The 11572-nt window shown below is 59.0% G+C and carries 12 protein-coding genes; 7 read left to right on the forward strand and 5 right to left on the reverse strand.

Going from position 1 to position 11572, the window contains the following annotated elements:
- Window positions 1–271 precede the first annotated feature (271 nt).
- Window positions 272–1912 carry a methyl-accepting chemotaxis protein gene (locus tag E2K99_RS06175; RefSeq protein WP_134221664.1) on the forward strand — a complete coding sequence of 547 codons (1641 nt, stop codon included), beginning with the start codon at window positions 272–274 and terminating at the stop codon, window positions 1910–1912.
- Between the two features lie 171 nt (window positions 1913–2083).
- Here E2K99_RS06175 and E2K99_RS06180 read toward each other — a convergent pair whose 3' ends face one another.
- Window positions 2084–2836: an SDR family NAD(P)-dependent oxidoreductase gene (locus E2K99_RS06180; protein ID WP_134221665.1), complete on the reverse strand. Its 753-nt coding sequence runs from the start codon at window positions 2834–2836 to the stop codon at window positions 2084–2086.
- 146 nt (window positions 2837–2982) lie between these two features.
- A complete protein-coding gene (locus E2K99_RS06185) occupies window positions 2983–3828 on the reverse strand; it encodes a fumarylacetoacetate hydrolase family protein (RefSeq protein ID WP_134221666.1) in 846 nt (281 codons plus the stop codon).
- 391 nt (window positions 3829–4219) lie between these two features.
- On the opposite strand from E2K99_RS06185, the gene E2K99_RS26200 reads away from it, so the two are divergent.
- Window positions 4220–4732: a helix-turn-helix domain-containing protein gene (locus tag E2K99_RS26200; RefSeq protein WP_166675043.1), complete on the forward strand. Its 513-nt coding sequence runs from the start codon at window positions 4220–4222 to the stop codon at window positions 4730–4732.
- Here the strand turns inward: E2K99_RS26200 and E2K99_RS06195 are convergent.
- The 3 genes from E2K99_RS06195 to E2K99_RS06205 form a co-directional block, all read right to left on the reverse strand.
- Window positions 4653–4844 carry a hypothetical protein gene (locus E2K99_RS06195; protein WP_134221667.1) on the reverse strand — a complete coding sequence of 64 codons (192 nt, stop codon included), beginning with the start codon at window positions 4842–4844 and terminating at the stop codon, window positions 4653–4655. The two genes, E2K99_RS26200 and E2K99_RS06195, sit on opposite strands and share 80 nt — an antisense overlap.
- Before the next feature lie 339 nt (window positions 4845–5183).
- Complete coding sequence (locus tag E2K99_RS06200) at window positions 5184–5666, reverse strand: Lrp/AsnC family transcriptional regulator (protein ID WP_134221668.1); 483 nt, start codon at window positions 5664–5666, stop codon at window positions 5184–5186.
- Window positions 5667–5693: 27 nt separating this feature from the next.
- Window positions 5694–6020, reverse strand: a complete 327-nt coding sequence (locus tag E2K99_RS06205) for a hypothetical protein (protein WP_134221669.1) — start codon at window positions 6018–6020, stop codon at window positions 5694–5696.
- A 37-nt stretch (window positions 6021–6057) separates the two neighbouring features.
- Between E2K99_RS06205 and E2K99_RS06210 the strand changes: the two genes are divergently transcribed.
- The 5 genes from E2K99_RS06210 to E2K99_RS06230 all read left to right on the forward strand — a co-directional run bounded on the left by E2K99_RS06210 (window position 6058) and on the right by E2K99_RS06230 (window position 11474).
- Entirely contained in the window at window positions 6058–6663 is a 606-nt protein-coding gene (locus E2K99_RS06210) for a cupin domain-containing protein (protein ID WP_240733862.1), read from the forward strand.
- A gap of 955 nt (window positions 6664–7618) precedes the next feature.
- Window positions 7619–8428, forward strand: a complete 810-nt coding sequence (locus E2K99_RS06215) for a substrate-binding periplasmic protein (protein ID WP_084320241.1) — start codon at window positions 7619–7621, stop codon at window positions 8426–8428.
- Window positions 8429–8509: 81 nt separating this feature from the next.
- Window positions 8510–9166, forward strand: a complete 657-nt coding sequence (locus tag E2K99_RS06220; RefSeq protein ID WP_039788912.1) for an amino acid ABC transporter permease — start codon at window positions 8510–8512, stop codon at window positions 9164–9166.
- Window positions 9167–9173: 7 nt separating this feature from the next.
- Entirely contained in the window at window positions 9174–9962 is a 789-nt protein-coding gene (locus E2K99_RS06225) for an amino acid ABC transporter ATP-binding protein (RefSeq protein WP_039788908.1), read from the forward strand.
- A 183-nt stretch (window positions 9963–10145) separates the two neighbouring features.
- Entirely contained in the window at window positions 10146–11474 is a 1329-nt protein-coding gene (locus E2K99_RS06230) for an NAD(P)/FAD-dependent oxidoreductase (RefSeq protein ID WP_134221671.1), read from the forward strand.
- Window positions 11475–11572 lie beyond the last annotated feature (98 nt).

Raw genomic sequence — 11572 nt, forward strand, 5'->3', positions numbered from 1 at the left:
ATGGCGCCTCGCAAGCCCCGGCCATTGCCGGCGGCGCTGTCGCATGCATGTGCGCGCCACGGGCAGGCTTCGCATTCCTGGTCGGCACCGGGCGCATCCCGCCGTGTGCTAGCCAGCAAGCCGTCATCCCGTTGCCGCGATGACAGCTTGTTGTCAGGAAATCCCTGATCGCGCCGCGGCGGTATTCGTCGCACCATGAAGCCGAAGCGCCTGAGACCGGTCCGTAGATGTACCGGTCTACCCCTCCACCTACTGCGCATAAGAGAAAACGATGAGCTATTTCGCCAACATGAAGATCGGCCGCCGCCTGGGCCTGGGTTTTGCCGTCATCCTGGCTGCGGCCAGCGTGGTCGTCGCGCTGTCGATCTGGCGTCTGCAAGGCATCGCCGCCGCCACCGACGAAATGATGCACGAGCCGCTGACCAAGGAACGCCTGGTCTCCGACTGGTATCGCACCATCCACACCAGCGTGCGCCGGACTACGGCCATTGCCAAGAGTACCGATCCGAGCCTGGCCACCTTCTTCGCGGCCGACGCCGCCGAGGCCAGCCGCATGTCCACCGAACAGCAGAAGGCCATCGAAGCCCTGATCGAATCGCCGGAAGAGAAAGCTGTCTTCGCCAAGCTGGGCGAGGTGCGCAAGGATTACATCAAGCACCGTGACGCCATCTCCAAGGCCAAGGCCGACGGCAACGCCGAGGAGGCTGCCAAGATCCTGGCCGGCCCCTTCGATGTCGCAGCCAAGGGCTATCTGGATCTGCTGCAGCAGTTGCTCAATCTGCAGCGCGCCAATATCGACCAGGTGGCCAAGGACATCCAGCAGGTCTATCACGAAAGCCGCAACCTCATGATCGGCCTGGCCATCCTGCAAGTGGTGCTGGGCTGGCTGTTCGCCCGCAGCCTGGCGCTGGGCATCACGCGGCCGCTGGAAAAGGCGGTCAATGTGGCCGAAGCCGTGGCCGCTGGCGATCTCACCACCCGTGTCGATGACCATCTGGCCGCCCGCAAGGATGAAACCGGCAAGCTGATGCATGCCCTGCAGGCCATGACCGGCAACCTGGCGCGCATCGTCGGCCAGGTGCGCAGCGGCACCGATGCCATCGGCACTGCCTCGCGCGAGATCGCCACCGGCAACCTCGACCTCTCGGCGCGGACCGAACGCCAGGCTGGTGCCCTGGAACAAACTGCCTCGGCCATGGAAGAGCTGACCTCCACCGTGGCCCAGAATGCCGACAACGCCCGCCAGGCCAACCAACTGGCGGCCTCCGCTTCCTCGGTGGCACAGCAGGGCGGGGAAGTGGTGTCGCAGGTGATCTCGACCATGGGTTCCATCAATGAATCCTCGCGCAAGATCGTCGACATCATCAGCGTCATCGACGGCATCGCGTTCCAGACCAACATCCTGGCCCTGAATGCCGCCGTGGAAGCGGCCCGTGCAGGCGAGCAGGGCAGGGGCTTTGCCGTGGTGGCCTCGGAAGTGCGTTCGCTGGCCCAGCGCTCGGCCTCGGCCGCGAAGGAAATCAAGACCCTGATCGATGACTCGGTGGCCAAGGTCGGTTCCGGCAGCGAGCTGGTGGAACGTGCCGGCACGACCATGGACGAAGTGGTGGCCAGCGTGCGTCAGGTCGCCGACATCGTCTCCGAGATCACGGCGGCCAGCAGCGAGCAGAGCGACGGCATCAGCCAGGTCAATCTGGCCATCACCGACATGGACCAGACCACCCAGCAGAACGCCGCCCTGGTCGAAGAAGCTGCCGCCGCTGCCGAAGCGATGCAGGAACAGGCCGCGCGCCTGTCCGAAGTGGTGAGCCAGTTCAAGGTACTGGCGCAGGACCAGGTGGGCTACGGCAGCGAGGAAGTGGCGAGCCGCCCACCGGTAGACATCACGCCGCCGCGACCGGCCTTGCGCTGACAAAGCGACGAAGCGACGAAGCCGACGCCGACGTCACAAACAAGAAACCCGCCATTCACATCCTGGCGGGTTTCTTGTTTTGGGCAGGCCGCAACGACGGTGGGTAGCGGCGCAAATGAAGCATTCTGCGTCACTTCCACCGAGGAAGACCGGGGGCCGCGCCCCGCGCCCTCAGTAGGTGGCTCGTCCGCCCGAGAGATCGAAGACGGATGCCGTGGTGAAGGAATTCTCCTCGGACACCAGCCACGCCACCATCGCCGCCAGCTCTTCCACTTTCACGAAGCGCGCACGCGGGATCTTGGAGAGCATGTAGTCGATGTGGGCCTGGGTGCATTGCTCCAGGATGCGGGTCTGCGCGGCGGCCGGGGTGATGGCGTTGACGGCGATGTTGCGGGTCGCGGTTTCCTTGCCCAGGCTCTTGGTGAGGGCGATCATGCCGGCCTTGGCGGCGCTGTAGGCGGAGGCGGTGGGATTGCCTTCCTTGCCGGCGATGGAGGCGATATTGACGATGCGGCCGTAGTTCTGCGCGATCATGCGCTGGACTACCACCTGGTTGACGTAGAAGGCGCCGTTGAGATCGATGTCGATCACGCGGCGCCATTCTTCAGGCGAGTAGTCCGCCACCGGATTGTTCTGTCCGGCGATGCCGGCGCTGTGCACCAGAATGTCGATGGACTGGGTGAGTTTTTCGGTGGCTTCGATGGCTTGCTGGACGTCGGACTGGTCGGAGATATCCACGCGGACAGTCTCGACATTGCCCAGCGGTTCCAGCTTGGCGCGGGCCTCGGCCAGCGCTTTTTCGTCCATGTCCCACAGCACCACCTTGGCCTTGCCTTGCAGCAGGCGTTCGGCCACGGCATAGCCGAAGCCCTGGGCACCGCCGGTGATGATGGCGCTGCGGCCCTGGAAATCGTAGTGATTCATTGTGTCTTCTCCTTCCCTGTTGCGGTCATTGGATCGCGCAGGCGGACATGCGCCCGCGCATGGTCGTTCTTGTTCTTGTGGACTTCGATGGGGATGCAACCGCGCCGCCGACTGGCGGCGCGGGGTGACGCGGTGATCCTGATGGATCAGGCGTCGATGGTCTTCTGCTGCTGTTCGCCGAGGCCGTCGATGCCCAGGCGCATGGTCTGGCCGGCGCGCAGGTAGACGGCTTCTGGCTTGACGCCCATGCCCACGCCCGGCGGCGTGCCGGTGGAGATGACGTCGCCTGGCTGCAGGCTCATGAAGCGCGACAGGTAGGAAACGATGTGCGCCACGCCGAAGATCATGGTGCTGGTATTGCCGTTCTGGTAGCGCTTGCCATCCACTTCCAGCCACATGCCCAGCTTTTGCGGATCGGCGACTTCATCGCGGGTGACCAGCCAGGGGCCGATGGGGCCGAAGGTATCGCAGCCCTTGCCCTTGTCCCAGGTGCCGCCGCGTTCGATCTGGTATTCGCGCTCGGAGACGTCGTTGACCACGCAATAGCCGGCCACGTGAGACATGGCGTCCTTCTCGTCGATGTAGCTGCCGCCCTTGCCGATGACCACGCCCAGTTCGACTTCCCAGTCGGTCTTCTTGGAGCCGCGGGGGATCTTGACGTCGTCATTGGGGCCGACCACGGCGGAGGTCCACTTGTTGAACACGACGGGTTCGGCCGGGATGGGCAGGTTGGATTCGGCGGCGTGATCGGCGTAGTTCAGGCCGATGCAGATGAATTTGCCGATGTTGCCGACGCAGGCGCCGATGCGCGGCGAGCTTTCCACGGCGGGCAGGCTTTCCAGGTCCAGCTTGCGGATCTTGTCCAGGGAAGCGTCATCCAGTACGGCACCGTTGACGTCCTTGATGTAGGCGGACAGATCGCGGATCTTGCCGGATTGGTCGAGGACGCCGGGCTTTTCCTGCCCCACCGGGCCGTAACGCAGTAATTTCATCGTGTTTCCTTTGAGAAATGATTGTCTCTGAATGACGCCTTTTTGCCGTGGCTCGGCCTCAGCGTGCCGAGGGCGGGCGACAGGCGATGGGCTGTCGATTTGGGAAACTGGATATTACCAGTTTATTGGTAAGACCAATAGAGCGCGGCACTTTTCCAATGAGTGGAGTCGCGTGTGTGCTTGAGAATTATAAGTTGACAGGTTTAATTATGAGTTGAATTTCGCCTCAATAAAATCAATAGGCTACGTACGAAACGCGAATGCCGGCCAAGATTGTGTTGATTTGCATTGAAAACTGACCCAGTTTCCCCGGAAATTTGCATCCTAAGTTGACCCATGTTTAGACCACAATCCTGCTCATGACATCGAGCGGGAGAACGGAGTGATAGACGTGGCCCTACTTGGAATCATTCGACGCTGGTACATCAGAGATCGCGTCTCGATCCGGGAAATCGCCCGCAGGTTGGACATTTCCCGAAACACGGTTCGTCGCTACATTCGATCAGAGGCGATCGAACCTTCCTATGCCAGCAGGCATTCACCGAGCTCTTTGGATGCATATGCCCCCAGGCTTTCCGCGTGGCTGAGCTCAGAGTTGGTCAAATCCCGTAAGCAAAGACGGACCCTGAAACAGATGTTCCTGGAGTTAAGGGAGCTTGGTTATGAGGGGTCGTATGACCGTGTGGCGGCCTTTAGCAGGCACTGGAAGGCGGGTCAGTTAGAGAGGGTCAAATCGGCGAGCAAATCAACACATAGGGATGCTTCGCTTCCCATTGACGTTTATACAGCCACTTTTTGTGGGCTTGTCTGTTCGTCACATTCGTTCAGTCACAGAGGCGACGGATTTCCCGAAGTCTTCTTTCTGCTGCAATGGCGCGATCACGGTATTCCCCAGAGGTTTTGAGGAGTTTCGAGATCGATAGCCCGTAGGCAGCTCCTAAATCGCCTTCTTCAAGTTGCAATTGATTTAATTTCCTCATGGCAATTGAAAGGTCGATATCTTCGTGCATGTCCATGTGCCTTCTCCTGGATCAAATTCGCCGCCTGAATTTTTAGCGCTCTGCTCTGCGCCAGCAGCAAGCACAATGATCGTACTACTCAACGAGGTTATCAACAGGCTTGCCCCCAATAAATGGGGATAACTGACGGTAACCAAATTATTGTTATATTGGAAATGTATTTGTGAATTATAAGTTGAGGCCTTTTCCATTCTTTAGCCACAGCAATCGATCTGGGAGCATTAGCTATCCCATTGATTCTTATAGGCTGAATTTCCAATCATAATTCTCAAGCACACTTGCAGCGACTCCATTCAGCAAGAAGCGCAGTCCTTCCGCGCACAATCGGGCACCAGCTCAAGCCAGCTTGTCCAGCGGGTATTGTCCCTTGAGCGAGGGCGAGGCGATGACGATGTAACTGAAGTATTTCTCGACGTTTCCTTTTTCTCTCAGCACGTCTTCTGCCACACGCTGGTAATGCCCCAAATCGCGCGTCACGAATTTCAGAAGATAGGTAAACGCACCGCTGATGAGATGACACTCCACGATTTCATCCACGTCACGCACCAGGGTTTCAAATTTCTCAAAATCGCAGCGCGTGTGACCGGAGAGCGTGACCTGGGTGAACACGAACTGAACATGCCCCAGCTTTTCCAGATGGATGTGGGCACCATATCCGGCGATATAGCCCGCCTTCTCCAGGCGTCTCACCCGATGCAGGCATGGGCTCGGCGACAGGCCGATCTCGTTGGAGAGATCCACATTCGTCATGCGGCCGTTGCGTTGCAAGAGGCTGAGGATCCGGATATCGAACCGGTCAAGCTTCACTAATTCCGACATGTTTCCATCGTCCCCAATGATTCAGCGTCAATTGGATTTATCTGGTCGTCGTGGAGGGTGACTGCCGATCCGGCTCACGTTACGGCCTGCCAGAATCAGCCGATGGCCCTGCGCGGGTGGCAGTTCATGCGGCGTCAAAGGCTGGCCGTCGCCTGACTGTCTGCAGGAAGCGGTGGACACAGGTGCTTCCTGCAGTGAAAAATGCAATGAAGCGAGGCCGGAAGCTTCCTTTCGAACGTTCAATACAATATGACATTGTTCAATATAATGATCAATAGATTTTCCGGCATCCGCCATGTGCTCCTGCAATAAAATGTGCGAAGGCACCAGCTTCCGGTGTCCTGAAATCACCATGAGGTTTCCAGAGAAAGCGAATGACGCAATGACGCAAATGAAAATCAAGAAAAAGGATCCGGCTGCTGCTCCGCATGCGGATGTGGGGGCGCGCCTGAAGTCGCTTCGTCTGGAGCGGGGGATGTCGGTCAACGAGCTGGCGGCTGCCGCCGGCGTTTCCGTGGGGACGGTCAGCCAGGTCGAACGTAACAAGGCCAATCCGTCGATGCGTATCCTTGAGCGTCTGAGAGTGGCGCTCTCAGTTCCGCTGAGTGCCTTGCTGGAGGATGCCGAGGCCACCCCGGATTATGTTGCCAGCGACGTGGTGCGGCGCGCCAAAGACCGCCCCGTCTTCGATGTAGGCAGTCGGGGCATGCAGAAGGAGTTGCTGTCGCCGCAGGGAAATCATGATCTCAAGATGATGATCATCCTGATCCCGCCAGGGGCCGGTTCCGATGAAGTGCTGATCGGGGTTGGCGAGAAGGCCGGGGTGGTCATCGAGGGATCGGTGGTCCTCAATCTTGGCGGTAGCCGGGTCGAACTCAAGTCCGGTGACAGCTTCCAGTTCGCCAGCACCATTCCGCACAGCGTGCATAACGAAAGCGCAAAGCCCGCACGTCTGCTGTGGGTGATGAATACGCAACCCCCCATTGTTCATCTCTGAAATCCGGCCCCGAGATGGGGCCTTCGTGCGTCCAATCAGGGGCGCGGCGCACCGAAAAAGTGAACAGGAAGCAGGCCGGATAAAAACATGAGTTATTTTAACCACAGGCCTAGAATTTCATTCTGAATTCACTATAATGAAATTTATAAATAATATTTCACGCGCTTGATTCAGTAGGGAAAACGATCCCTGGTCGGAGTTCAAGGGCATCCTGGCAGCGAATGCTTGAAGGTGCCGTTGAGCTGCGATGGTTCATTCCGCCCGTAGTGCGGATTGTATTGGTGAGTATGTAGCGGTCATCGCATTTTTCAGGAGACGGCGGGCAGACATTCTGTCTTGGAGCAGACCCGAGGCAACAATGCCGGGCGAGGCATTTTTTGCACGGGCGACGGGGTTGCCCGGGAAGGTAGGGCAGCGGCAGGGGTCTTCCGCCATTTGGCAAATCATCGTGATGAGCCATGCGGCATCACGGAAGCTTGCGATGGGAAGGTCGCCAGCGCCGTTGAGCTTGCACGCTGCCTGGCACGTTATCTCATGCCGCGGCTGGTAACTTTGCGCGCTTCCTCCTGATTGGAGTGGATTTCAGGTGCGTTCGCCGCCTGAAGAAATCTTGTATGCGTTTTGGAATGTGCAGTTTTCTTTTGAAGAAAACGCGGTACCCGGTTCGCCCCGAGCTCAGGGCGGCCAGTGCCCGTAGTCACGTTTGCCAGCAGATTGCCGGACAGTTTCGCTTTGCGGCAGGTAGTGCAGATGGGTAGTCACGAAATTGCAGTGTGTCTTGCGCGGCGCTTCAATTATGTAGTCGTTCAATTATGTAGTCGTTCAATTGTGCAGTCGTTCAATTGTTCAATTGTTCGAATGTTCAATTGTTCGAATGTTCGATTGAAAAGAAGAGTCCTCCTCTTCATTGCCTGTTTTCCAGAACTTGTCAGAACCACTTTGTTAAGGATCGGCTATGCACCCCTGTATCTCTCCCCGTGCTTCCAAGAAGCACATTGCTCGTGCCTTGCGCAACCTGGCCTCCGGCCTCGCGACCTGCCTGATGCTGGTCACGATGACTCAGGCTCAGGCGGCAGGTCCCGCCAAAGTCTCTGCCGGAACGACACCTTCCAGCGTGCCCAATGCATTCCTGAACATCAAGACGCAGCAGATTGAAGGCGTGATGCCGGATGTGATCCGCGAAATCGGCAAGCGGGAGGGATTTGAAATCTCCTTCGACATCGTTCCTTTTTCCGCACTGGTGCAGTCCGTGGTCTCGGACAAGATCGATCTCATCGTGGCCGGGATGTCGCCCACCCCGAAGCGCAAGGAAGTCGTCGATTTCTCTGAGCCGGTAGCCGAATTCGGAAAAGGCATCATCGTCAGTGCCTCGGACAAGAAGCAATATCGCACCATCCAGGATCTGGCCGGAACCGTCATCGGTGCCGGTGCAGGCGAAGAGACGTCGGAAGAGTTGATGAAGCTTGGCATCTTCAAGGAAGTGAAGCTGTACAACACCGCAGCCGATATGGCGCGTGACGTAGCCTTGGGCCGCATTACCGCAGGCTTCAATGATTACCCGATCTGGAAAGCCCAGGAAGCCAACGGTGCCCTGCAAGGATGCCGTGTGGTCGATGGCTTCAAGCCACTGCGCAAGGTGCCGATTGCCTTTGGCGTCAAGAAGGGCAATACCGCGCTGCTGACCAAGATCAATGATGGACTGGTCAAGATCAAGGCCGATGGCACGTTGGACCAGATCTTGAAGAAATGGAACTTCGTCGACTGACGTGTCTTTCAGCCCGGGTTCGGGACCGGCGTGACGGAGACTGCTCCGTCACCTCCAGCAATCATCATCAGAGGGAAGACAATGCGTTGGAATGATATGGCGGACTTTGTGCCGATCCTGTTGCAAGGGGCGGGGATGACGATTTTCATCACCCTCAGCTGCCTGGTGTTGAGCACGCTGCTGGGTCTGGTCTGGGCCTTGCTGAAGATGTCCCGCCATGCCCCGGTGCGGCAGGTCACGGCGACCCTGATCAACATCGTCCGCGGCCTGCCGATGATCGTCTTGCTGTTCTATATCTACTTCGTCTTTCCCTCGATTCATATTCAGCTCAGCGCCTTGCAGGCCAGTATCATCGGTCTCGCGTTCGGCTATTCGACTTACGTGGCCGAGATCATCCGGTCCGGCATCGAATCGGTGGATATGGGGCAGTATGAGGCCGCGCAGTCGATCGGCATGGGCCGGGTCAAGACCATGACGCGGGTCATCCTGCCGCAGGCCATCAAGGTCGCCCTGCCACCGTACAGCAATACGCTGGTCTCGATGCTCAAGGATTCCTCGCTGGCCTCCACCATCACCGTCACGGAAATGACGCGGCAGGGAACCTTGCTCGCAGCCGCCACCTTTCAGAACCTCGAGGTCTATACGCTCATTGCCGTGGGCTACCTGGCGATGAGCCTGCCATTGATGAGTCTCACCAAGATGCTGGAGAGACGTTTTGGAAAACACAAGGTGAAGTGAGCCGGCGATGATTGAAATCAAGAACGTGACCAAGAATTTCGGGGACTTCTCCGTCCTCAAAGGGATTTCCCTGGAGGTGAAGGAAGGCGAGGTCGTTTGCCTGATTGGCGCATCCGGCTCCGGTAAATCGACGCTGCTTCGCTGTATCAATGCGCTTGAATCCTACGATTCGGGGGAAATCCGGTTGTTGAATCAGGTGGTCGAGCAGCGTTCTCGCCACATCAATCAATTGCGTACCCAGGTCGGCATGGTCTTTCAGCGATTCAACCTGTTCCCGCATCGGACCGCGCTGGAGAACGTGATGGAAGGCCCGGTGCACGTCAAGCGACTGCCGGTTGAACAAGCGCGCCGGGAAGCCATCGAGATGCTCAACAAGGTCGGATTGGGGCAGAAGATCCATGCCTATCCGCATCAGCTCTCGGGCGGCCAGCAACAGCGGGTGGCCATTGCAAGATCACTGGCGATGAAGCCCAAGGCCATCTTGTTCGACGAGCCGACTTCTGCACTCGATCCCGAGCTCGTCGGCGAGGTCCTCAGTGTCATGCGGACCTTGGCGCGGGAAGGCATGACCATGCTGGTCGTCACGCACGAAATGGGCTTTGCGCGCGAAGTGGCTGACCGCGTTTGTTTTCTCCACGCCGGCCTCATCATCGAAGAGGGGGAGGCCAGACAAGTCCTTGGTGCGCCCCGCGAAGCGCGCACCCGGGAGTTTTTGCGCCATGTGCTGACCAATCGGGCCGACGATGAGCGTCCCGCCGCACCTGCAGAGCAGGCAATGCCTGAGGCAAAAGAGTGAATGCGGGTATCGCTGTCCTCAGCGATCCGCAGATGCCGTTGATCCTGCTTCCAGGGATCGCATCCCGGCGAAGTTGCAACAGGATTTCGCAAGACATGTGACCGCCTGGTGCAGGCGTTCATGGCCACCGCTGTGAGGCGGATTTTTCTTGTAGACCAGAGACTGAGAGATCGGACCAGTGCCATGCTGAGAGTGGAAGAAGTTTATGATTCGCCAGAGTTTGTCAGTGAAGTCGATGTCGTGGTCATCGGTGCCGGCATCGTCGGCACCTCGATCGGCTATGAGCTGGCCAGGCGCGGCATCTCCGTGGCCATCCTTGAAAAGGGCATCGTCGGCGGCGAACAGTCTGGCCGCAACTGGGGATGGGTGCGCCAGCAGAACCGGGATCTGTTCGAATTGCCGCTGGCCATGCGCAGTCTGCGGCGTTGGAACGAACTGCGCGACGAGATCCAGATCGATCTGGGCTTCCGCCGTGAAGGAATTCTGTACGCCACCAACGAAGAGAAGGATCTCGCCAAGTGGAGCGCGTGGGGCCAGCGCGCGAAGGAGGTCGGCTTTGTCAGTCATATCCTCAGTGCGTCCGAAGTGAAGGCGCGTACGCCTTCGGGCGGGCCGGACTACAAAGGCGGCGTCTGGTCTCCCACCGATGGCCGAGCCGAGCCCTCGCGAGCCGCGCCTGCGTTGGCGGAGGGCGCCAAGCGCCTGGGGGCGCACCTCTACCAGCAGTGCGCCGTCCGAGGCCTGGAGACCAGCGGCGGACGTCTCAGCGGTGTGTGGACCGAGCGCGGTCTGATCAAGGCCTCCACCGTGGTCTGCGCCGGCGGTGCCTGGAGCGGGCGCTTGTGCCGGCGTCACGGGATTGCGTTCCCGGTAGTCAACGTGGTCGGAACCACCATGCGGACTTCGGTTGCGCCGGAGGTCGTGAGCGGCTGCTTCAGCGGCCCGGGCTTCGCGCTGCGTCGTCGTCTTGACGGTGCCTATTCGGTCGCCGTGCCCGGTTTCGGACGCATTGACCTGGCCCCCGTCGGGCTGAAGAACGGGCTTCAGTACTATCGCAATTACAAGAACGACATCGGCAAGAAACTGACCTATCGTCTTTCCCGGGCGTGGATGGAAGGGCCCGAAGCCACCAGCACCTGGGCGTTTGATCAAGTGTCGCCATTTGAGCGGTGCCGGGTACTTGATCCGCGTCCCGATGCCGATTTTGCCAGGCGTGCGCTGGATAACGTCAAGCGTGCCATTCCGCAATTGTCGGAGTTGCGCGTGGCTTATGCGTGGGCCGGCGCGATTGATACCACGCCCGATCTCATCCCCGTCATTTCTGACGTCGCCGCCTTGCCGGGCCTCTATCTCGCCACCGGGTTCAGCGGTCATGGTTTCGCGCTGGGGCCGGCGGCAGGGGAATTGGTGGCGGATATGGTCACGGGTGCAAGCCCGATGATCGATGTCTCTCCCTATCGCCTGAGCCGTTTCAACGATGGTACCTCGCTCAAGGTACCGGAAATGATGTAGCTGTCATCACTATCCTCCGGACGTCGCAACCGCCGCCGGCGCAGTCAACGCCAGCGGCATTGTTCCCTGCCGACATCCGGATGGAGCTGTACTGCTTG

This window comes from Herbaspirillum huttiense (genome assembly GCF_004367745.1).
GTDB classification, from domain to species: domain Bacteria; phylum Pseudomonadota; class Gammaproteobacteria; order Burkholderiales; family Burkholderiaceae_D; genus Herbaspirillum; species Herbaspirillum huttiense.

Excerpts from the sequence above, each read along its gene's own strand:
- E2K99_RS06175 (WP_134221664.1), top strand. The coding sequence starts at position 272 with ATGAGCTATTTCGCCAACATGAAGATCGGCCGCCGCCTGGGCCTGGGT.
- E2K99_RS06180 (WP_134221665.1), bottom strand. The coding sequence starts at position 2,836 with ATGAATCACTACGATTTCCAGGGCCGCAGCGCCATCATCACCGGCGGT.
- E2K99_RS06185 (WP_134221666.1), bottom strand. The coding sequence starts at position 3,828 with ATGAAATTACTGCGTTACGGCCCGGTGGGGCAGGAAAAGCCCGGCGTC.
- E2K99_RS06195 (WP_134221667.1), bottom strand. The coding sequence starts at position 4,844 with ATGGACATGCACGAAGATATCGACCTTTCAATTGCCATGAGGAAATTA.
- E2K99_RS06200 (WP_134221668.1), bottom strand. The coding sequence starts at position 5,666 with ATGTCGGAATTAGTGAAGCTTGACCGGTTCGATATCCGGATCCTCAGC.
- E2K99_RS06205 (WP_134221669.1), bottom strand. The coding sequence starts at position 6,020 with ATGGTGATTTCAGGACACCGGAAGCTGGTGCCTTCGCACATTTTATTG.
- E2K99_RS06210 (WP_240733862.1), top strand. The coding sequence starts at position 6,058 with ATGAAAATCAAGAAAAAGGATCCGGCTGCTGCTCCGCATGCGGATGTG.
- E2K99_RS06215 (WP_084320241.1), top strand. The coding sequence starts at position 7,619 with ATGCACCCCTGTATCTCTCCCCGTGCTTCCAAGAAGCACATTGCTCGT.
- E2K99_RS06220 (WP_039788912.1), top strand. The coding sequence starts at position 8,510 with ATGCGTTGGAATGATATGGCGGACTTTGTGCCGATCCTGTTGCAAGGG.
- E2K99_RS06225 (WP_039788908.1), top strand. The coding sequence starts at position 9,174 with ATGATTGAAATCAAGAACGTGACCAAGAATTTCGGGGACTTCTCCGTC.
- E2K99_RS06230 (WP_134221671.1), top strand. The coding sequence starts at position 10,146 with ATGCTGAGAGTGGAAGAAGTTTATGATTCGCCAGAGTTTGTCAGTGAA.